Origin of the sequence: Flagellimonas yonaguniensis, assembly GCF_029193885.1 — a bacterium.
GTDB classification, from domain to species: Bacteria; Bacteroidota; Bacteroidia; order Flavobacteriales; family Flavobacteriaceae; genus Flagellimonas; species Flagellimonas yonaguniensis.
Genome location: NZ_JARFVB010000001.1, coordinates 439,311 through 458,536, shown reverse-complemented (window position 1 = coordinate 458,536; position 19,226 = coordinate 439,311). Strand labels below are relative to the sequence as shown.

The 19,226-nt window shown below is 41.4% G+C and carries 24 protein-coding genes and 1 tRNA gene; 15 read left to right on the top strand and 10 right to left on the bottom strand.

From position 1 onward, the window contains the following. The first annotated feature begins 133 nt into the window (after positions 1-133). Positions 134-1,024 carry a hypothetical protein gene (locus PY092_RS02070; protein ID WP_275614195.1) on the top strand — a complete coding sequence of 297 codons (891 nt, stop codon included), beginning with the start codon at positions 134-136 and terminating at the stop codon, positions 1,022-1,024. A 288-nt stretch (positions 1,025-1,312) separates the two neighbouring features. Beyond that, on the top strand, positions 1,313-1,822 hold the full coding sequence (locus PY092_RS02065; RefSeq protein WP_275614194.1) for a phosphohydrolase: 510 nt from the start codon (positions 1,313-1,315) through the stop codon (positions 1,820-1,822). 584 nt (positions 1,823-2,406) lie between these two features. On the opposite strand, the gene PY092_RS02060 is transcribed toward PY092_RS02065, so the two are convergent. The 3 genes from PY092_RS02060 to PY092_RS02050 form a co-directional block, all read right to left on the bottom strand. Continuing rightward, positions 2,407-2,574, bottom strand: a complete 168-nt coding sequence (locus tag PY092_RS02060; RefSeq protein WP_252080919.1) for a hypothetical protein — start codon at positions 2,572-2,574, stop codon at positions 2,407-2,409. A gap of 238 nt (positions 2,575-2,812) precedes the next feature. After that, a tRNA-Ala gene (locus PY092_RS02055) sits at positions 2,813-2,886 on the bottom strand. Positions 2,887-2,943: 57 nt separating this feature from the next. After that, complete coding sequence (locus PY092_RS02050) at positions 2,944-3,741, bottom strand: universal stress protein (protein WP_275614193.1); 798 nt, start codon at positions 3,739-3,741, stop codon at positions 2,944-2,946. 53 nt (positions 3,742-3,794) lie between these two features. Here PY092_RS02050 and PY092_RS02045 point away from each other — a divergent pair, with 53 nt between their 5' ends. From PY092_RS02045 to PY092_RS02020, 6 genes are all read left to right on the top strand, one after another. Beyond that, positions 3,795-4,295, top strand: coding sequence for a GNAT family N-acetyltransferase (locus PY092_RS02045; protein WP_275614192.1), 501 nt, complete (start codon positions 3,795-3,797; stop codon positions 4,293-4,295). 12 nt (positions 4,296-4,307) lie between these two features. Further along, positions 4,308-5,642 carry an MATE family efflux transporter gene (locus PY092_RS02040; RefSeq protein WP_275614191.1) on the top strand — a complete coding sequence of 445 codons (1,335 nt, stop codon included), beginning with the start codon at positions 4,308-4,310 and terminating at the stop codon, positions 5,640-5,642. A gap of 34 nt (positions 5,643-5,676) precedes the next feature. After that, positions 5,677-6,444, top strand: coding sequence for an enoyl-CoA hydratase/isomerase family protein (locus PY092_RS02035; RefSeq protein ID WP_275614190.1), 768 nt, complete (start codon positions 5,677-5,679; stop codon positions 6,442-6,444). A gap of 158 nt (positions 6,445-6,602) precedes the next feature. Continuing rightward, positions 6,603-6,863 carry a hypothetical protein gene (locus PY092_RS02030; RefSeq protein ID WP_275614189.1) on the top strand — a complete coding sequence of 87 codons (261 nt, stop codon included), beginning with the start codon at positions 6,603-6,605 and terminating at the stop codon, positions 6,861-6,863. Beyond that, positions 6,860-7,126: a type II toxin-antitoxin system RelE family toxin gene (locus PY092_RS02025; RefSeq protein WP_275614188.1), complete on the top strand. Its 267-nt coding sequence runs from the start codon at positions 6,860-6,862 to the stop codon at positions 7,124-7,126. Before PY092_RS02030 ends, PY092_RS02025 begins: the two co-directional genes overlap by 4 nt. Positions 7,127-7,141: 15 nt before the next feature. After that, on the top strand, positions 7,142-7,906 hold the full coding sequence (locus PY092_RS02020) for a UDP-2,3-diacylglucosamine diphosphatase (protein WP_417958143.1): 765 nt from the start codon (positions 7,142-7,144) through the stop codon (positions 7,904-7,906). A 164-nt stretch (positions 7,907-8,070) separates the two neighbouring features. Here the strand turns inward: PY092_RS02020 and PY092_RS02015 are convergent, their stop codons facing one another. The 4 genes from PY092_RS02015 to PY092_RS02000 all read right to left on the bottom strand — a co-directional run bounded on the left by PY092_RS02015 (position 8,071) and on the right by PY092_RS02000 (position 12,227). Further along, the gene (locus PY092_RS02015) at positions 8,071-9,330 is read right to left on the bottom strand and encodes an MFS transporter (protein ID WP_275614186.1); all 1,260 of its coding nucleotides are present in this window, start codon (positions 9,328-9,330) and stop codon (positions 8,071-8,073) included. Positions 9,331-9,336: 6 nt separating this feature from the next. Continuing rightward, the gene (gene recJ / locus PY092_RS02010) at positions 9,337-11,025 is read right to left on the bottom strand and encodes a single-stranded-DNA-specific exonuclease RecJ (RefSeq protein ID WP_275614185.1); all 1,689 of its coding nucleotides are present in this window, start codon (positions 11,023-11,025) and stop codon (positions 9,337-9,339) included. 8 nt (positions 11,026-11,033) lie between these two features. After that, complete coding sequence (locus PY092_RS02005; RefSeq protein WP_275614184.1) at positions 11,034-11,705, bottom strand: lysoplasmalogenase; 672 nt, start codon at positions 11,703-11,705, stop codon at positions 11,034-11,036. A gap of 99 nt (positions 11,706-11,804) precedes the next feature. Next, positions 11,805-12,227 (bottom strand): OsmC family protein, encoded by a 423-nt coding sequence (locus PY092_RS02000; protein ID WP_275614183.1) that lies wholly within the window; start codon positions 12,225-12,227, stop codon positions 11,805-11,807. A gap of 54 nt (positions 12,228-12,281) precedes the next feature. On the opposite strand from PY092_RS02000, the gene PY092_RS01995 reads away from it, so the two are divergent. After that, complete coding sequence (locus PY092_RS01995; RefSeq protein ID WP_275614182.1) at positions 12,282-12,884, top strand: carboxymuconolactone decarboxylase family protein; 603 nt, start codon at positions 12,282-12,284, stop codon at positions 12,882-12,884. Positions 12,885-12,893: 9 nt separating this feature from the next. On the opposite strand, the gene PY092_RS01990 is transcribed toward PY092_RS01995, so the two are convergent. Further along, entirely contained in the window at positions 12,894-13,469 is a 576-nt protein-coding gene (locus tag PY092_RS01990; RefSeq protein WP_275614181.1) for a uracil-DNA glycosylase family protein, read from the bottom strand. 145 nt (positions 13,470-13,614) lie between these two features. On the opposite strand from PY092_RS01990, the gene PY092_RS01985 reads away from it, so the two are divergent. Together PY092_RS01985 and PY092_RS01980 are read left to right on the top strand one after the other, a co-directional pair. Beyond that, on the top strand, positions 13,615-14,025 hold the full coding sequence (locus PY092_RS01985; protein ID WP_275614180.1) for a hypothetical protein: 411 nt from the start codon (positions 13,615-13,617) through the stop codon (positions 14,023-14,025). Continuing rightward, positions 14,022-14,222, top strand: a complete 201-nt coding sequence (locus PY092_RS01980; protein WP_275614179.1) for a helix-turn-helix transcriptional regulator — start codon at positions 14,022-14,024, stop codon at positions 14,220-14,222. Before PY092_RS01985 ends, PY092_RS01980 begins: the two co-directional genes overlap by 4 nt. Here the strand turns inward: PY092_RS01980 and rsmI are convergent. Beyond that, complete coding sequence (rsmI, locus tag PY092_RS01975; protein WP_275614178.1) at positions 14,216-14,893, bottom strand: 16S rRNA (cytidine(1402)-2'-O)-methyltransferase; 678 nt, start codon at positions 14,891-14,893, stop codon at positions 14,216-14,218. The two genes, PY092_RS01980 and rsmI, sit on opposite strands and share 7 nt — an antisense overlap. A 48-nt stretch (positions 14,894-14,941) precedes the next feature. Continuing rightward, positions 14,942-15,631, bottom strand: coding sequence for a hypothetical protein (locus tag PY092_RS01970; RefSeq protein WP_275614177.1), 690 nt, complete (start codon positions 15,629-15,631; stop codon positions 14,942-14,944). A 155-nt stretch (positions 15,632-15,786) separates the two neighbouring features. Between PY092_RS01970 and PY092_RS01965 the strand changes: the two genes are divergently transcribed. The 4 genes from PY092_RS01965 to PY092_RS01950 all read left to right on the top strand — a co-directional run bounded on the left by PY092_RS01965 (position 15,787) and on the right by PY092_RS01950 (position 19,198). After that, complete coding sequence (locus PY092_RS01965) at positions 15,787-16,431, top strand: thymidine kinase (RefSeq protein ID WP_275614176.1); 645 nt, start codon at positions 15,787-15,789, stop codon at positions 16,429-16,431. Beyond that, positions 16,424-17,533, top strand: coding sequence for an alanine racemase (gene alr, locus PY092_RS01960; protein ID WP_275614175.1), 1,110 nt, complete (start codon positions 16,424-16,426; stop codon positions 17,531-17,533). Before PY092_RS01965 ends, alr begins: the two co-directional genes overlap by 8 nt. A gap of 52 nt (positions 17,534-17,585) precedes the next feature. Beyond that, positions 17,586-17,993 (top strand): large-conductance mechanosensitive channel protein MscL, encoded by a 408-nt coding sequence (gene mscL / locus PY092_RS01955; protein WP_275614174.1) that lies wholly within the window; start codon positions 17,586-17,588, stop codon positions 17,991-17,993. Between the two features lie 191 nt (positions 17,994-18,184). After that, on the top strand, positions 18,185-19,198 hold the full coding sequence (locus PY092_RS01950) for an aspartate-semialdehyde dehydrogenase (RefSeq protein ID WP_275614173.1): 1,014 nt from the start codon (positions 18,185-18,187) through the stop codon (positions 19,196-19,198). The last annotated feature ends 28 nt before the right edge of the window (positions 19,199-19,226 follow it).

Below are 19,226 nucleotides of genomic sequence, written 5' to 3'. Positions count from 1 at the left end.
CTATAGAAAATTTGAACCGATGAAAAATACGTATTTAAAAAATTCAGTCCTTATAATGATAGTTATGTTCCTTAGTTCCTTTGATTACCCTATTGAACAACATCCAATCAATATTAAAAAGAGCGGCGATTCCATGGAACTGAATACAGAAGGATTATACTATGCAGAGTTCTTTGACTATATCTTTCGGGGGCATTTTGAAAACATTGAAATGACCAGGGAGGACATGGAATTCCTATCTTTATTCAGTCAATATCTAAGGGCTTTTGGAAAGCATTGCCCTCAAGCACTACCCTATGATAAAGTTGAGATTATGGAAGATGTTTGCGTTAGGGAACGAGTCAAAACCGATGTTTTCGGGGTGGAGACGGATAGGACATGCGTACAGTGGGAAACCGTGGGTACAGGAATCTATGCACGTCCTCAACTTTACGGGGCTTATTTGACCGTTCGTGACATACAGAACAGAAACGCACTAAAGACTACTATTGAGATTATGACCGATCCCAACGCCATGGGAAATACCGTTGATATGGCCCATAAAGCCAAAGGTCTGGCAACGGATATGACCATGATCTTCAATCTTAATCCCTGTTCCAGTCCCTCTATTGAGCGCCTTGAAGAGAATTTGCGATTGTTTGCATTGGACCGGCCGGCAATTCGAATGAAGGAGCGCAGCAAATATGAAAAAATGAAAAATTCAGGAGGGCCAAGTGGTGACCAAGACTTTGAAAGATTGATAGACGACCTAGTGGACGACCAGGCAAAAACTTGGGCATTCAATCGTTACGTTCCAAACAGTGTATCCGGTGTAAAAAAATATACAAATGCCAGAGGAAGACCCACAGAGCTGGTCGCAAATTACAGATACAACGGGTTCAAAACCAACAGTCCAGGAACTGTTAGGATCACCTTTGAAAAAGGTATTCCGAAATGTATCTATTTCTCCGATTTCCCGAATAATTGTAAAACACCAAATGCATCCATATTGGCTTCTTATGCGAAAGGAGAATATTCCAGGTAGATTTTTTGTGGAGATTCCTTTTTTAATGAAATTTATCAATATACTCCTATGGTTCAAAACATGAAAACCTGATTGAAAGAACATCTATGCCTCCATCCACTAGTAGTTGGAGAATGATATGAATGATCTTCCCATTGGTTTTGGGAAGCAAAAAGTGAAAAAGAATCAGGATATTTACTCAAGTTTTAATGTAATGACTATTTGGGTTTTCTCTTTTCTTAAAACAAATTTTGAATTCCTTGAGAAGGTGACCATAATTCTCCAAAGACAAAAATAGACCATACAATTATGGATATACTGGAAAGAACAAAAGACTACGCTATCAGAAAACATAAAAGTGTAAATCAAAAATATGGCGAACATGATTATGATTTTCATTTAAACATGGTGTTTGAAACAGCTTTGAAATTTATACACTTGATAGAATTTGATGAACGGGAAAATGTATTGGCTGCTTGTTGGGTACACGATATTATTGAAGATGCAAGAGAGACCTACAACGATGTCAAGAGGGAGACAAATGAAACAATTGCTGAACTTGCTTATGCCTTGACAAATGAAAAGGGACGGACCAGGCAGGAGCGGGCCAATGACAAATACTATAAGGGAATCAGAGAGACCAAAAATGCTTCATTCATAAAGTTTTGCGATAGAATTGCCAATGTAACTCATTCAAAAAATAATGGTTCAAGGATGTTTGAAAAATACAAAGTTGATAATGAGGCTTTTATAACCAAAATATTTGTTCCCGAATGCGAAGAAGTCTCTGAATACTTAAAAAAAATATTGGAGGAGTAATATGATATCAACTATAAAAAAACGGAACACTCACTTTTTTGTTTAAGATTGATATTTTTTAAGCTGATTCAATTAGTCCTACAAAAACGGTAAAAGTTGGCATTAAGGCTATTTTAATATCATATTTTTCTTTAATAGTCATCGTGAAGATTTAAAACATCAATGTTTTTATTTCGTAAAGGACTCGCCGAATCCGTTGAAATCTTTCCTTTCAATGGAAAGGTGTGTATAAGGGAGAACAGCCACAGTGGTGAACATTTGTTATACATCCCAAAGAATAAGGAAGAATATTAGTTGAAAAACCTGAGGTAGAAAAATCTTCTAAAAAGATTATTTCTATGGATAAGGAAAGAGAAATTGTCCCAAAAGCAACTGAAGGAAAAACTTATTGCACAATTAACCGAAACCTTCTTTTACAATGACAAAAATCCTATGGTAAACAATCATTTCTTTTTCAAGAAGTATGAGCTTAAATTGGACGAGGAATATTGGCCAGATTCGGATAGGTTATAAAGGAATATTTCTTAGAAACCTTACTCAAATATTTTTAAACCTTACACAGTGTTGTAGTCGTTCGTGCTCACCTAAGAATTGAACTTCTTTTTGAAGTTTTTTAAAAGATTTCTTGGTCCGAAGAATTTAAAGGAATCTGCTGGTTTTTCACTCCAGTCTTTCACAACGGGCGATTTAAGGAACGGTTCTCCAATAATTACTACTTTCCCAGAGTTAGTCTCAATTGTGGTTTCTTTCATGGTTTCGTAAATTCACCTTTTATGGGACATAGCTTTTTAAAGCTAAGAAGAAGTTAAGAATGTAATAGATGATGTGATACTCTTTCAAAATATACTCCAAAGAGTGAAAAACATCAAAACAGACCAGTTTATATCATAAAAAACTAAGTTTAATTTGAAACCAAAATTGCGTGCAAATTGCGTGCAAATGAAAAAAGCTTCAAAAGTCATAAACTCTTGAAGCCCTTGTAAACATTAGTGGAGAATACCGGATTCGAACCGGTGGCCTCTTGCCTGCCAGGCAAGCGCTCTAGCCAACTGAGCTAATCCCCCAAAGAGAGCGCAAAGGAAATACTTTTTTCCGAAAGTATCAAAAATTGCGCCGCTTCCTTAATCTTTTTTAACGCTGAGTACCAGCACGGGTATCTTTACAAAGAATTCCGATTTTGGTATCGTGTTCTTTTCCCATAGTTTTTTAAAGAACCCACGCTTTCTACGAAACACGCACAGCATGTCCGGATGCTCTTTCTGGAAATACTCTGTTACCCCCAAATACGTGGTGCCGTTTTCAGTAATTGTCAAATGAGAGCTTAAATCCATCAAAGCGGTGTTTACCTTAAGGTCATCCTCGGTATACCCTGGTCTTTTTACCAATAATAGGCTTACTTCCGATCTGAATTTGTTTTTGATCATTATCAATGGGGTCAGAATACTGCTTCTTTTCAAAATTCCAGACCCAAAAGCGGTCAATATCTTTTCCGCTGGTTTAAAGGTTGTTCCTTTGGGAACGATCAAGGTGGGAATTTCAGTCTGTTTGATGATTCTTCCTGAAGTGTTCCCCAAATAAAGCTCTTCTTGGATATCATTACTCCTAGGTGCAATAATGATCAAGTCAATGCCAAGTTCTTTGTTAATGCTCTTTAAACCATCGATAATATCGCCATTATAGGTGGCCATTTTTATCTCAACACCTTTGGTGTCCACTTGGTTTATCACTTCCTTTAAATGTTCCTTGCTGCTCTTGGCAACCTTTTCTTCCACATTGGCCAAGCTTCCTACGGCCGTGGTTACGGCAAACACATCCATAACGTAGATCCTGGCCCCGAATTCCGAAGCAAAGTCAACCGCATATTGTAATGTTTGTGCTGCATTGGGAGAAGTTCCAATGGGTACAAGTATGTTGTTCATGGTTTGGTGATTACGATTAAACCTTAAATTTACAATTAAATTGAAACGAATCAATGATAAGACACGCAAAGATATCTGAAATCCCCGATATCTTGACCATAACCCAAGCCTGTGCCATAAAAATGCAGGAGAACGGAATTTTTCAATGGAACGAGCACTACCCCACCAAAGAAGCCTTTATTAAAGACATTGAGCGTGATGAACTTTTCGTGTTGGAAGAAAACAATTCCATTCAGGGCACCATCGTAATATCCACATTGATGGACGAAGAATACAAACCCATCCAATGGCTCACTCCCAATGGTAACAGTACGTATATCCACCGTCTTTCAGTACACCCAGACCTTCAAGGCAAGGGACTGGCCCAACAAATGATGGATTTTGCTGAAAATTATTCCAAGAAAAGCGGATTTGTATCGGTGCGGTTGGACACCTTTTCCCAAAACAAAAGAAACCAGCATTTTTACGAGCAAAGAGGATATCAAAAACTCGGCGATATCTTCTTTCCCAAACAAAGCAATCATCCTTTTCATTGTTATGAATTAGTGCTGTAACTTGCGCCCGATTTGAGCACACAGGTAAATTTTAAGAGCATCAACAAATTGGCGATTCCCGCTACCATTTCGGGCATTGCGGAACCCATCCTTTCCATTACGGACACGGCCATTGTGGGCAACATCCCCGTGGATGGACTGGAGTCTTTAGCTGCAGCGGGAATCGTTGGTTCTTTTTTGTCCATGCTTATTTGGGTACTCGGTCAAACACGTAGTTCCATTTCTGCCATCATATCCCAGTATTTGGGTGCTGGAAGACTTGACGAAGTAAAAAACATGCCAGCACAGGCCATTTTCCTCAACATTCTTTTGAGCCTTGTGGTACTGCTCACCACCATTTTTGTCATCGAGGAGATTTTTTCGCTCTTCAACGCATCCGGCAAAATTTTGGAGTATTGTGTTTCCTATTATTCCATTCGGGTCTGGGGATTCCCCCTCACGCTGTTCACCTTTGCCGTGTTTGGCATCTTCCGTGGATTGCAGAACACCTTTTACCCGATGGTCATTGCCATGCTGGGCGCAGGTCTTAATATAATATTGGATTTTGCCTTGGTTTATGGAGTTGAAGGTTTCATTCCGGCTCTTTATTTGGAGGGTGCAGCATGGGCCAGTTTGATAGCCCAGGCCATTATGGCCATATTGGCTCTCATTTTATTGATAAAGAAGACAGATATCAGCATAAAACTGACCTTTCCGTTAAACAAGGAGATCAAACGGTTGATTTTCATGAGCCTCAACCTTTTTGTACGGACCTTGGCCCTCAATGCTGCTTTAATGTTGGCGGTTCGCGAAGCCACCACATTGGGAGACCGCTTTATCGGTGCACATACCATAGCCGTCAACCTTTGGTTATTCGCCGCATTTTTTATTGATGGCTATGCCGCAGCGGGCAACAGTATGGGAGGTAAGCTTTTGGGCGCTGAAGATTACGATGGGTTGTGGAAACTCGCCAAGACCATATTCAAGTACGGGATGATCGTAAGCTTCGTCCTCATGTGCTTCGGGTTTATTTTTTACCGGCCTATCGGTTACCTGTTTTCGAATGAGGACATCGTGCTCAACACCTTTTATAGCATCTTTTACATTGTGATTCTTGGACTGCCCATGAATACCCTAGCCTTTATTTTTGATGGCATATTCAAAGGGATGGGCGAAATGAAATACTTGAGAAATGTACTCTTGGCCGCCACCTTTTTAGGCTTTATCCCCTGTCTTTATTTAGGCATGTATTTGGGGTTGGGCTTTTATGCCATTTGGATCGCTTTTGTGGTCTGGATGATGATTCGCGGATTCTCCCTGGTTTGGAAATTTAGAAGAAAGTTCAGGCCCTTGGTGCAAAACCCTTAATTTAGTGCTCAAAGACATCTGATAATCAACTTTAATGACAACAGATAGAACCAACGGAAGTTTATACACCCGAATAGAAAATAGAATTGCTACGGTCGAATTTGGCCATCCCGCCAGCAACTCCTTTGTGTCCGAACTTTTGGCCCGTCTCGCCAAGGAATTTGACAAGCTTGGGGAAAACGATGAAGTTTCCGTCATTGTCTTGAAATCCGAAGGGGAAAGAGCATTTTGTGCAGGTGCCTCTTTTGATGAATTGGTGGCCGTGTCCAATGTAGAGGAAGGCAAACAGTTTTTCAGTGGTTTTGCCCATGTGATCAATGCCATGCGCAAATGTCCCAAACCGATTATCGGACGGGTGCAAGGGAAAACCGTTGGTGGCGGGGTCGGATTGGCATCGGCATGCGATTATGTACATGCAACTGTCGATGCGGCCATCAAGCTATCGGAAATTTCCATAGGAATTGGTCCCTTTGTGATTGCTCCCGCTGTGGAACGTAAAATGGGAAAAACCGCTTTAGCAGAGCTCACTTTGTATCCCACGGAATGGAAAAATGCCTATTGGGCCAAAGAACAAGGCCTCTATGCTAAGGTGTACGATTCCATTTCCGAAATGGACAAAGAACTGGACATTCACCTGCAAAAACTGGCGACCTATAATCCCGAGGCCCTGGCCGAAATGAAAAAAGTGTTGTGGGAAGGAACCGAGCATTGGGACGACCTATTACTGGAACGTGCCGAAGCATCCGGAAAATTGGCACTGTCACCGAACACTAAAAAAGCATTGGAAAAGTTTAAAAAATAAAAGTAGTTATGACTGATTTATTATTCCCCATATTGGCCCTTTTCGTAATCGTGGTATATGTGGTCAACAGAATACGAAGCAATAGACGTTACAAAAAATAATATATATGGTATATATTTTATATATTTGTTGCTATAGAATTTGAAAGACCAAGTTTTATGGAACATGTTAAAAAACTGATTGAAGTCGATAAATCACTGGTAGTAAAACTCAAAGTGCTTTCCGCTTTTGAAAATCTAAGCGTTAAGGCCTTGATGGAAAAGGCCGTGGTTGAATATGTTAAAAACAAAGAACTGGAACGTTTCGAAAAGCTATCAGAAGAAGAGAAAGAAGACCTTGGGCTTCTCCTTTTGATGCAACAAGCTGATAACAAAGATTTTACCGATGAGGATGACATTTTCAAAATCCTTGATGAATGAAAATCAAATATCATAAATCACTTGAAAAAGATTTAAGAAAGATTAATGATAAAAAGATAAAGCAAAAGTTAAAGCCTATCATTCTTGAAATGAAAGAGGCCAAAGTTTTGGACGAGCTTAAATCCATTAAGAAACTAACAGGACACCCGAATGCTTTCAGAATGCGAATAGGTTCATACCGACTTGGTTTTTATTACGAAAACAATATCCTAATATTGTCTCGTTTTGTAAAACGAAATGACATCTATAAACTTTTTCCGTAGACCCAATTGGACAATATCTCACTTCCTAAAGGCAAAAAAGTCTATTTCGCTAGCGATAACCACCTCGGGGCTCCCACCCGAAAGGATAGTCTGCCCCGTGAGAAAAAGTTTGTGGCTTGGTTGGATTCCATCAAGGATGATGCCGCTGCCATTTTTTTAATGGGCGATCTTTTCGACTTTTGGTTCGAATACAAAACCGTGGTTCCCAAAGGCTTTACGCGCACCTTGGGCAAACTGGCCGAACTATCGGATATGGGAATTGCCATCACCTATTTTGTGGGCAACCACGACCTTTGGATGAACGGATATTTTGAAGAAGAACTGAACATTCCAGTATACCATAAACCGCAACAATTTTTAATCAACGACACTTCCTTTTTTATTGGTCATGGCGATGGACTGGGGCCACACGACAAAGGCTTCAAACGGATGAAAAAGGTATTTACCAATCCTGTGGCCAAATGGTTTTTTAAATGGTTGCATCCTGATTTTGGGGTGCGTTTGGGACAACATTTATCCGTGAACAACAAGATAATTTCGGGCGAAGCCGATGCCAAATTCTTGGGAGAGGACAAAGAATGGTTGATTTTATATGCCAAACGTAAGTTGGAAGATAAACACTATGACCATTTTATTTTTGGTCACCGCCATCTTCCGATGGAAATCAAACTCAACGAAAAATCGACCTATATCAACCTCGGGGATTGGATTTCTTATTTTACCTATGCCGTTTTTGATGGCGAAAAATTAAGCTTGCAAGAGTTTGAAACAAGAAATTGATGTCTGTAAATATTGGACTTTTTAAGGTAGACTGTCACTTCGAGCGCAGTCGAGAAGTCATAAAAACAGGGTCTCGACTGCGCTCGACCTGACAATTAAGCTCTACCTATTAATCACCAAATGATTAATAACCTCTTTATGTCAAACGCACGTTACCCTTTAAACTAATCTTCCTTTTCATGCTCATCAATGTCCTTTTGAAGGTCCAATCGCCTAAAGGTAGGCGATACAATCGCCGTTGTGCCCGCAGTCAAAAGTGTCATGCATCCACCGAACACCACCGCGGTCACCGTTCCCAGTAATTTAGCGGCCAATCCACTTTCAAAAGCACCCAACTCGTTGGAAGACCCTACAAACATGGAGTTTACCGAAGCTACCCTACCGCGCATATTATCCGGGGTCTTTAATTGCAGGATGGTCTGGCGTATGATCATGGAAACTCCATCTACCGCACCGCTCAAGAACAGGGCGATTACGGATAACCAAAACAATTCCGACAATCCAAAGACGATAATGCAGATTCCAAAAGCAAAAACCGCCATCAGTAATTTTTTACCCGCTTTTTTGTGCAAAGGAAATCTGGTGGACCCCAACATGGTAATGGAAGCTCCCACAGCAGGGGCTGCCCGTAAAATTCCGAATCCTTCCGAACCCACGTGCAAAATGTCTTGGGCATAAACGGGCAACAGCGCTACGGCTCCACCAAAAAGCACGGCAATCATATCCAAAGTAAGTGCACCAAAAATGGCCTTATTACCAAAAACAAATTTGAGTCCATCACGTAGACTTTGAAAGACGGGTTCACCGATTTTTGGATTTAAAATAGGCTTTCTGGGAATCTGGAAGAGGAAAATTAAAGCAAATAAAGAAAACCCGAAAATAACGCACATGCTCCAATGCACTCCAATCCAGCTAATGGAAAATCCTGCCAGTGCAGGACCCAAAACCGATGCCAATTGCCATGTGGAACTGCTCCACGTAGCGGCATTGGGATATATTTTCTTGGGAACGATCAACGCAATCAATGAAAATATGGTCGGGCCCAAAAACGACCGTACAAAACCACCTAAAAATACTAGTGCGTAAATAGAATACAGTATGGTTTTGGATTCCCATGATTCTTCAAGCCCAGGCCAGCTCAACAAGAACAAGCCAAGACTTATAACGGAGAATCCCGCAATGCAAGTTACCAAAAGGTTTCGTTTTTCCCGCTGATCTACAATGTGACCTGCAAAAAGGGCCATGCTCACCGCAGGGATGACTTCCATTAACCCAATAATACCAAGCGAAAGTGGGTCTTTGGTTAGCGAATACACCTGCCACTCAATCACAATAAACTGCATGGACCATGCAAATACCATGGCGAAGCGTACCAGTAAAAACATGTTGAATTCCTTATAGCGAAGTGCTGCGTAGGGGTCCATAAATAGCTAGCGAATATCTCTTAGTTTTAGTTGAAGGCTCACCGTTCCGTTCCATTCATTTTCATCCAACGAAAATACGGCATCAAATGGTTTTATGCCCTTAACTATATCCAATTTGTCACCTAAATTGAACCCAATGCCCCCAATGGGATTGGAACCTGGTTGATAGAGACTGCATTTTAAGTGTTTTTCACCTTCCCCAACGCCACGTGCATAACCGGTATCCTTTAACCCTTCGGCCATAAAGATTGGGGTCATGTTTCCCGGGCCAAACGGGGCAAATTGCTTCAAGATCCGCATTAATTTTGGTGTAATCTGATGCATTAAAATTTTGGCATCCACGGAAATTTCGGGCTGCAACAGTTTTGGGTCGATGGTTTGCGATACTACTTTTTCAAACTGTTTTTTGAATGCTTCGTACTGCTCTTCCAATAACGTGAGACCTGCTGCGTACATGTGCCCCCCAAACTGCTCCAAACAATCGGAACAGCCTTCAAGGGCATTGTAGATATCGAATCCTTTGACCGATCGGGCCGAGGCGGCCAATTTATCCCCACTTTTGGTAAACACCAGTGTGGGCCTATAGTAGGTCTCCGTTAATCGTGATGCCACAATGCCTATTACGCCCTTGTGCCAGTTTTCGCTATAGACCACTGAAGTATACTTATCTTCTTCTTGGTTTTCTTGGATTTGAATCAAGGCTTCCTGTGTGATTTCTTGATCCAAACTTCTTCGTTCGGTATTGAACAGTTCAATTTCTGCCGCAAATTGTTGTGCTTGGGCAAAGTTAGTCTCGGTAAGTAACGCGACAGCATGTTGTCCGTGTTTCATACGTCCTGCTGCATTGATTCGCGGGGCAATGATGAACACTACATCGGTAATGGTAAGTTCCCTTTTTTTGGTCTGATCAATCAATGCTTTGATCCCTGTTCTCGGGTTTTCGTTGATGACCATCAGTCCAAAATAGGCCAGCACTCGGTTTTCTCCGGTTATTGGAACAATATCGGCAGCAATGGCGGTGGCCACCAAATCCAGATAAAGCAAGATATCATCGATGGATTTGCCCTGCTTTGCTCCCAGAGCCTGAATCAGTTTGAAGCCAACCCCACATCCACAAAGTTCCTTGTACGGATATTCACAATCCTCTTGTTTGGGGTCCAAAATCGCTACGGCTTCAGGTAATTCTTTCCCTGGTCGGTGGTGATCGCAAACAATTACATCAATACCTTTTTCCTTGGCATATTTTATCTGTTCGATGGCCTTGATGCCACAATCCAAGGCAATCATAAGGCCAATATCATTGTCGGCCGCAAAATCGATACCTTGAAACGAAACTCCGTATCCCTCCAAATAACGATCAGGAATATAGGTCGCTACATTCGGGTAAGTTTCCAATAAATAGGAACTCATCAAAGCCACCGAAGTGGTTCCATCCACATCATAATCTCCATAAACCAATATGTTTTCCCCATTGTCCATGGCTTGCTCAATCCGTTCAACGGCTTTGTGCATACCCTTCATCAAAAAAGGGTCATGTAAATGATTCAATTCTGGTCGGAAGAATGCCTTTGCTTCATCATAATTAGTGATTCCGCGCTGAATCAATAACTGGGCAATCAAATCATCTATCCCCAAGGCTTTGGAAAGTTGGTCAATGGATTCTTGTTCGGGTCTTGGTTTAATGGTCCAGCGCATATTAGGTATTAGTTTGATGTTGGGACGTTGCTTTCAAATCTTTTGATGAGTGAAAATGTAATGAAAATATGGGCGAGGTAGTAGGTAGGTGTAATCAGAAAATCGAAGGTGTGATAGTCCACAAATTCTTTAAAAGCGATAATGGTATCAGAAAAAATAATGAGAACAATACCCAGAATAAAGCTTCGTTTTGCTGTTGGATTGCTCTTCATTCCCATGGCCGCTCCCAAAGAAAAACAGGAGATGAGCAAATACACCAAAGATGCGACCATCAAAGAAACATCGGTAAAGGTGGGATAGAGCACCAGAAAGAAAAATGCCAAATAGGCCGCCAATAAAATACTCGTGAAGACTTCTTTAATGCGACCATTGGCCAAGGCATAAAGCAGATACCCTACGTGTGCCAAAAAGAAAAGGGCAATTCCCTTGACGAACATAAGACTGTCCCCGTTCATATTGGATAAAAACCAATCCCCTATGATGGAAAACAAAAATGCCGCAAGAATCCACCATGTATCCTTCGCACTCTTTTTTAAACCCATATTAAGCACTAGGATAATAATTATCCCCATGCCTGCGGTACCCGATTTAAAGATGAAATTAGAAGTGGCGACCCCTAAGACCGCAAGAACGACAGAAATCGCCAATAACACATATAACCCATTCTTTTTTAGCCACATTTGTTTTTAATTTTAATGTTTACGGCATACAATATAGGATTTACGAGAAACCCTATTTCGTCAAAAAGGAACTTGAGGTTATTGTCCTTTGTGTTCAGCCTATTTGTTGTGATAGAAAATCTTAATGTCCAATTTGGCAAATTTTCTGAACATTTCCATAACACCACAATACTTTTCCACGGAAAGGTCTACCGCTTTTTTAAGTTTGTCCTCCTTAAGATTGGCCCCCGTAAAATGATACTCTATAATCGCAGAATCGTAATATTTAGGGTGCTCCTCCGTAAGGTTGGCTATGGTCTCGATCTTGAACTCTTCTACTTCAAGTTTCATTTTTTTCATGAGCGAAGCCACATCCAATCCTGAACAACCTGCCAATGAAGTAAGCATCAATGCCTTGGGCCGTAGTCCTTCTCCTCCCCATCCATGCTCTGGAGATGTGTCAATTTTAATCGTATGTCCAGAAGGATTTGTACTTTCAAAAGTGGTTCCACCCAGCCATGTAGTAGTGACGTGATTTGTCATGAAATTTAATTTTTGTTTCTTGTAGATTCCAAAAATACAATATTAAATATCATAATGGCTTTAGTTGATCCCCTATGCCCAGATCATGATCTGGAAACCAAAGAACTGGCCGAGTTCTTTAACGAAACCCTTGGGTTTTGTCCCAATTCCGTGCTGACCATGCAGCATAGACCAGCGATTTCCAAGGCTTTCATCAACCTTAACAAAGCGGTAATGGCCAATGAGGGCCGTGTAACCTCTGCTTTAAAACGAATGATTGCCTGGGTAAGCAGCAATGCCACGGGCTGCCGCTATTGTCAAGCACATGCCATTAGGGCGGCGGAACGCTACGGTGCCAAACAGGAGCAATTGGACAACATTTGGGAATATAGGACCCACAGTGCCTTTTCCGACGCAGAGAAAGCTGCGCTCGACTTTGCTTTGGCTGCCTCACAAGTACCAAATACGGTTAATGCCGATATTAAAAAACGGCTGTGCCAACATTGGAATGATGGCGAAATCGTAGAAATGATGGGGGTTATCTCACTTTTTGGTTACCTCAACCGCTGGAACGATTCCATGGGTACAAATATTGAAGATGGGGCCGTGGAAAGTGCAGAAAAATATTTGGGCGAAGTGGGATGGCAAAAAGGGAAGCATGATGGGTCGAGATATTAGAGGTTAGATTCAAGAAACCAGGCTATTTAAAATCTTTTTTTTCAACTCTGGGAGTACCTCTAGATCAAACCATGGGTTTTTGCTCAACCAAAATCGATTTCTTGGCGATGGATGGGGCAGTACAAAACAATCGGGCAAATATTCCTGATAGTGCTTGACTGTTTCGGTCAGGTTTCGCTTCATCGTACTACCCAAATAGTAGTTTTGTGCGTATTGACCTATCAAGATGGTCAATGTCAAGTTCGGCATCTGACTTATCAAAGCTTTATGCCATAAGGGAGCACACTCGGGACGTGGTGGCAAATCCCCTGATTTTCCTTTGCCCGGATAACAAAATCCCATTGGGATCAGGGCGAAAAGCTGTTCATTATAAAATTGTTCGTCCGTTACACCCAGCCATTTTCTAAGCTGCCTTCCGCTGGGGTCATCCCATGGAACTCCTGTTTGGTGCACTTTAGTTCCTGGTGCCTGCCCAATAATGGCAATTCTTGAATCAGGATGGGCAGCAACAATGGGTCTGGGCCCTAAGGGCAAATGCTCCTCACAATGGGAACAGTTCCGTATTTCAGTAAGTAGTTCATCCATCCTGTTTATTGGGTCGCTAAGCTACGTTGAAGTTAACAACTATATATTTACCATTTACGAACGTTTGAGTCCAACTTTGCTATAAAAGCAATAATTTTTGTAAAAATGTAAAGTTTTATTTACTTTTAGACAAAAATACTAGCAAATGGATTTTCAAATACTACCGAACTGGGGCAAACGACTTGGTCTTTTTATTTTCTTTATCTCCTTGTTTTTAGTAGCAGGGGATGGCTTTTTGGATGGATTCAATGGTTCTCCAGAAGGAACACATCATTATTTCGAAGATTTACTGGGAACAACACTTTTTTATTTTTTCAATGTTCTGCCATTGATAGGTCTTTTGATCTACATGTTGTCCAAAGAAAGTGTTGAAGATGATTATATCCGGTTGATTCGGTTACAATCCTATCAGTCTACCGTAATTCTATTGTTGATGGTTGCTCTGGCCATTTATCTTTTCAACGTTGATTACAAGGTCAGTTTAGACATGGTTTTATCGTTATTCATGATATTGTTTTTGGTCATATTCTACTTCAAAAAAGAGGCTCATTCATGAAGAATTTGGTAAAAGTGGAAAGAGCACGATTGGATATGACCCAAGCAGAGTTGGCCAAAGAATTAGGTGTTTCACGACAGACCATTCATGCCATAGAAAAGGATAAATTCAATCCTTCGGTTACCTTGGCATTAAAAATGGGCAGGTTGTTCAATCTTCCCGTGGAAGAATTATTTATTATTGATGAGGATTATTGATCTTTACGTCCACCGACCACAATCACAAATTCGCCTTTGGGTGCTTTATTGTTGAAGTGTTCCAATACCTCCGTAACAGTTCCGCGAACGGTCTCTTCATACAATTTGGTCAATTCCCTGGATACGGAAACGGGTCTGTCTTCCCCAAAATACTCGGCAAAATGTGTCAAGGTTTTAAGGAGTTTGTGGGGCGATTCGTAAAAAACCATGGTTCGGGTTTCTTCGGCAAGTTCCAAAAGTCGTGTCTGGCGTCCCTTTTTTACGGGTAAAAAACCTTCAAAAACAAATCGGTCATTGGGCAATCCACTGTTTACCAGAGCTGGAACAAAGGCAGTTGCTCCAGGCAGACACTCCACTTCAATATCGTTTTCAACACAAGCGCGGGTCAATAAAAATCCTGGATCGGAAATAGCCGGGGTACCAGCATCGGAAATGAGGGCGTAGGTGGTTCCGTCTTTCATTTTTTGCACCAAACCATCAACCTGTTTGTGCTCGTTGTGCATGTGATGGCTCTGCAGAGGAGTGTTGATTTCGTAATACTTGAGCAGCTTGCCACTGGTCCGGGTATCTTCCGCCAAAACCACATCCACTTCCTTGAGCACTTTAATGGCACGAAGCGTCATGTCTTCCAAATTTCCTATTGGTGTTGGAACCAGATATAATTTTCCCATAAACCAAAGTTACGGCCTTGCGGTTAAATTAAAATTGTAAAAATTGATTTATGCGAACCTTCTCTGGATGAGCACCATAAAACGTGCTTCGTACTCTTCTTTGCCCTCCCAATTATTATACTCAGGTTTTACCATGTTCTTAATAAATGCCACAGAACGTTCTTCCGAATCTATAGTAGTGAGTTGCGAAAGTACTCGAGTATAGTCCTCCATGCTATTATTGAACAGATGTTTTACAAAGGCCAATTTATCGTTGAGACCAACCTGAAAATCTTTTGCCAATCGATCGTTCAAGGATTTTGGCTTTTTCTGTTGGGTAGGCACAGTGCTATTATCCGTTGGAGTAACATTTTCCTTATCGTTCTTCATGAAATCGGGTTTGGCCACGAATTCAGCAAACACCTTTTCCAGATCAGCATTGGATGGCATCTCGGAAACCATGTCCTTAATGGTATCCATTCCCGGGGTCATAATATCTTCTTGGTGTGGATTACTTTCCGGTACGGATGTATTTCCACTCAAAACGGCATTGGCCATTTTCTCAAACCTGGAAGCTATCACATTTTGGGAAACATCCACCTCAACATCGCTCAATTTTTCATCTATGAATTTCAATACGGCCAACTTTTCATAAATCTCTTTGGACCTCTCGTAAAGTGCCGCAAGATCGGTGTCCTCTCTTGCAGTGATTATTTCTGTGGACAACTTGATCAACTCTTCCCTCAATTTCCGTATCATAGCTTTTCTTCTTTATTATAAAAATATAATGATTTTACCAATACCCTATCAACAAAAGGTTAAAATCTTATTGAAAACAGGGGTGCAATTTTTTAGTAGCTTTGTGATCGTCCCAATATAACGGGAAAACAAACAATTTCTTTCAAAAATACGGTATGTTTCTCGAAAACACAGTCAACCCTAAGGAACAGTTTGGATGGATTGAAGTGATTTGCGGTTCCATGTTTTCCGGAAAGACCGAAGAACTGATCCGAAGGCTAAAGCGCGCCCAATTTGCCAAGCAAAAAGTGGAAATCTTCAAACCCATTGTGGATACCCGCTATCATGAAGAAATGGTCGTCTCCCATGACTCCAATGAAATCAGGTCCACTCCCGTTCCGGCCGCTGCCAATATTCGACTTTTGGCGGACGATTGTGATGTAATCGGTATAGACGAAGCCCAGTTTTTTGATGATGAAATCGTAACCGTTTGCAACGATTTGGCCAATAGGGGCATTCGCGTCGTGGTCGCCGGACTGGATATGGACTTCAAGGGCAATCCCTTTGGCCCTATGCCCGCATTGATGGCCACAGCGGAATACGTGACCAAGGTGCACGCTGTATGTACGCGTACAGGAAACTTGGCCAACTACAGTTTTAGAAAATCACTCAACGACAATTTGGTATTGCTGGGCGAAACCGAGGAATATGAGCCTTTGAGCAGAGCAGCTTTTTATAAAGCCATGTTACGCGAAAAAATAAAGGGAATGGATGTGGAATCCGAGGAGGTAACTTCCAAAAAGGAAAAACCCAATGAGTAAGGTCGGGGAAACAACTTTGGTCTTGGACCTTGCTGCCTTGGAACACAATTACAACTACTTGCGCTCCAAAATAAAGCCTGAAACCAAATTTTTAGGCGTGGTAAAAGCCTTTGCCTACGGAAGCGACATGGTAACGATTGCCCAAAAACTGGAACAATTGGGTGCCGATTATTTAGCAGTTGCCTATGTCAGCGAAGGGGTTTTATTGCGTAAAGCGGGTATTCAACTTCCTATTTTGGTGTTGCACCCCTTGGTTTCCAATTTTGATGATCTGATTACGAACCAATTGGAGCCCAGCATATATTCCAGAAATATCCTGAACCAATTTCTGGAAGCGGCAAAAGCTCAAGAGCAAACCAATTATCCTGTTCACATTAAATTCAATACAGGCTTGAACCGTTTGGGATTTTCAGAGACGGATGTGGATTTTATTGTTGAAGAAACCAAGCGTAGCGAATGCATCAAAATAATTTCTGCTTTTTCGCATTTGGCGGCTTCAGAAGATGTAAACGAACGTGACTTTAGCCTGAATCAAATCAACTCCTTCAAAAATTTGAGCAATGCACTTATGGATAAGTTGAGCTATCAGCCTATGCAACATATGTTGAACACTTCGGGCATCATCAATTACCCAGAAGCTCAGTTCGAGATGGTCCGCAGTGGCATAGGGCTATATGGTTATGGCAACCAAGCGCAGGTAGATGCACAATTAAGGCCTGTTGCAACATTAAAAACCATTATCTCACAAATCCATCAAATTGATGCCAACGAATCCATAGGGTATAATCGAGCTTTTAAATCAAACAAACCCATCAAAAGTGCCACACTCCCTATTGGACACGCAGATGGTATAGGCCGACAATATGGTAAAGGCAAAGGCTTTGTGACCATCAACAATAAAAAAGCGCCAATTCTGGGCAACGTTTGTATGGATATGATCATGGTGGATGTTACTGAAATCGATTGCAAAGAAGGGGATGAAGTCATCGTTTTTGGTCATCAGAAATCGGCTGAAAAATTCGCCGCTACCGCCAATACCATTTCCTATGAAATTCTGACAGCCATATCCCAACGTGTAAAAAGAGTTGCTGTCGGAGCTTGAATATTATCTTTTTTACTTAATTTGTTGCTGTTAACCAATACTTAACTATAAAATGGGATTTTTAAAAGAGTTTAAAGACTTTGCAATGAAAGGAAACCTGGTGGATATCGCCGTAGGTTTCGTTATGGGTGCCGCTTTTAAAGAAGTGGTTTCTTCTTTTACCGGTGGAATTGTTTCTCCGTTGATCGGATTGTTATTCGAATCTGATTTTAACGACCTTAAATATGTGATTAACGAGGGAACTGTGAATGATGCAGGTGAAACTGTTGGGGAAATTGCCGTTCTCTACGGATCGTTCCTTACCAATGTCATCGACTTCATCATTGTAGCCTTTGTTATGTTCCTTATTGTAAAAGGCGTGAACAAATTGAAGAAAAAAGAGGAGCCCGCCCCAGAACCTCCAAAGGGTCCGACCCAAGAGGAATTGTTGGCAGAGATTCGCGATTTGTTGAAAAAATAAAATCGTTGGTACTAGATTTTTCTGGTACCGCCGCTACACCACAATAATCATTTAAAAACCATCAATGTGTTTCGCTGACATGTTGATGGTTGTTTTATTTATAACATTTTGTTATTTTTTATTGATTGGTAAAGAAAAAGCTTGTTTAACTCGCTGACTGAAGTACCTTTGCGACAAGAAATAAATCAAAAATGAAAGTAGCAGTTGTTGGAGCCACCGGAATGGTAGGCGAAGTCATGTTGAAAGTGTTGGAAGAACGTAACTTCCCTATTTCAGAATTATTGTTGGTTGCCTCGGAGCGTTCCGTGGGCAAAAAACTTACCTATAAAAATGAGGAACACACCGTAATCGGTTTGGCGGATGCCGTTGCCGCTCAACCCGATATCGCGATTTTCTCTGCAGGTGGAGACACCTCTTTGGAGTGGGCTCCGAAATTTGCTGAAGTCGGCACCACAGTAATCGATAACTCATCTGCTTGGCGTATGGATCCGTCCAAAAAATTGGTGGTGCCTGAAATCAATGCTTCAGAATTGACTGCTGAAGACAAAATCATAGCAAACCCCAACTGCTCCACCATTCAAATGGTATTGGCCTTGGACCCCTTGCACAAAAAATATCAGATGAAGCGCGTGGTAGTTTCTACCTACCAGTCCGTGTCCGGCACAGGTGTAAAAGCCGTTGAACAAATGGAAAATGAAGCGGCAGGAATCGATGGGGAAATGGCCTATCCTTATCCCATCAACCGAAATGCATTGCCGCATTGCGATATGTTTTTGGAAAATGGATACACCAAAGAAGAGATGAAATTGGCCCGTGAGCCACAAAAAATATTGGACGACCGCACATTTTCCGTAACCGCAACTGCAGTACGTATTCCTACTGCTGGCGGGCACTCAGAATCAGTAAACGTGGAGTTCCACAACGATTTTGATTTGGCGGAAGTCAGAAAACTGCTAAGTGAAACGTCAGGCATAGTGGTGCAGGACAATCCTGAAACCAACACCTATCCCATGCCTGTTTTTGCCAATGGCAAGGATGATGTTTTTGTGGGGAGAATCCGCAGGGATGAGACACAACCCAATACTTTGAACATGTGGATAGTTGCGGACAACCTAAGAAAAGGGGCTGCTACCAACGCTGTGCAGATTGCGGAGTATTTGGTGGAAAACAACTTGGTTTCGAATACTTCTGAAGCTATTTCATAAAATTAGTTAAAGCATCGATTGCAGCCAA

What these genes read in the sequence shown, in the direction of transcription:
- PY092_RS02070 (WP_275614195.1), top strand. Translation starts at nt 134, where the DNA reads ATGGAACTGAATACAGAAGGATTATACTATGCAGAGTTCTTTGACTAT.
- PY092_RS02065 (WP_275614194.1), top strand. Translation starts at nt 1,313, where the DNA reads ATGGATATACTGGAAAGAACAAAAGACTACGCTATCAGAAAACATAAA.
- PY092_RS02060 (WP_252080919.1), bottom strand. Translation starts at nt 2,574, where the DNA reads ATGAAAGAAACCACAATTGAGACTAACTCTGGGAAAGTAGTAATTATT.
- PY092_RS02050 (WP_275614193.1), bottom strand. Translation starts at nt 3,741, where the DNA reads ATGAACAACATACTTGTACCCATTGGAACTTCTCCCAATGCAGCACAA.
- PY092_RS02045 (WP_275614192.1), top strand. Translation starts at nt 3,795, where the DNA reads ATGATAAGACACGCAAAGATATCTGAAATCCCCGATATCTTGACCATA.
- PY092_RS02035 (WP_275614190.1), top strand. Translation starts at nt 5,677, where the DNA reads ATGACAACAGATAGAACCAACGGAAGTTTATACACCCGAATAGAAAAT.
- PY092_RS02030 (WP_275614189.1), top strand. Translation starts at nt 6,603, where the DNA reads ATGGAACATGTTAAAAAACTGATTGAAGTCGATAAATCACTGGTAGTA.
- PY092_RS02025 (WP_275614188.1), top strand. Translation starts at nt 6,860, where the DNA reads ATGAAAATCAAATATCATAAATCACTTGAAAAAGATTTAAGAAAGATT.
- PY092_RS02015 (WP_275614186.1), bottom strand. Translation starts at nt 9,330, where the DNA reads ATGGACCCCTACGCAGCACTTCGCTATAAGGAATTCAACATGTTTTTA.
- recJ (WP_275614185.1), bottom strand. Translation starts at nt 11,025, where the DNA reads ATGCGCTGGACCATTAAACCAAGACCCGAACAAGAATCCATTGACCAA.
- PY092_RS02005 (WP_275614184.1), bottom strand. Translation starts at nt 11,705, where the DNA reads ATGTGGCTAAAAAAGAATGGGTTATATGTGTTATTGGCGATTTCTGTC.
- PY092_RS02000 (WP_275614183.1), bottom strand. Translation starts at nt 12,227, where the DNA reads ATGACAAATCACGTCACTACTACATGGCTGGGTGGAACCACTTTTGAA.
- PY092_RS01995 (WP_275614182.1), top strand. Translation starts at nt 12,282, where the DNA reads ATGGCTTTAGTTGATCCCCTATGCCCAGATCATGATCTGGAAACCAAA.
- PY092_RS01990 (WP_275614181.1), bottom strand. Translation starts at nt 13,469, where the DNA reads ATGGATGAACTACTTACTGAAATACGGAACTGTTCCCATTGTGAGGAG.
- PY092_RS01985 (WP_275614180.1), top strand. Translation starts at nt 13,615, where the DNA reads ATGGATTTTCAAATACTACCGAACTGGGGCAAACGACTTGGTCTTTTT.
- PY092_RS01980 (WP_275614179.1), top strand. Translation starts at nt 14,022, where the DNA reads ATGAAGAATTTGGTAAAAGTGGAAAGAGCACGATTGGATATGACCCAA.
- rsmI (WP_275614178.1), bottom strand. Translation starts at nt 14,893, where the DNA reads ATGGGAAAATTATATCTGGTTCCAACACCAATAGGAAATTTGGAAGAC.
- PY092_RS01970 (WP_275614177.1), bottom strand. Translation starts at nt 15,631, where the DNA reads ATGATACGGAAATTGAGGGAAGAGTTGATCAAGTTGTCCACAGAAATA.
- PY092_RS01965 (WP_275614176.1), top strand. Translation starts at nt 15,787, where the DNA reads ATGTTTCTCGAAAACACAGTCAACCCTAAGGAACAGTTTGGATGGATT.
- alr (WP_275614175.1), top strand. Translation starts at nt 16,424, where the DNA reads ATGAGTAAGGTCGGGGAAACAACTTTGGTCTTGGACCTTGCTGCCTTG.
- mscL (WP_275614174.1), top strand. Translation starts at nt 17,586, where the DNA reads ATGGGATTTTTAAAAGAGTTTAAAGACTTTGCAATGAAAGGAAACCTG.
- PY092_RS01950 (WP_275614173.1), top strand. Translation starts at nt 18,185, where the DNA reads ATGAAAGTAGCAGTTGTTGGAGCCACCGGAATGGTAGGCGAAGTCATG.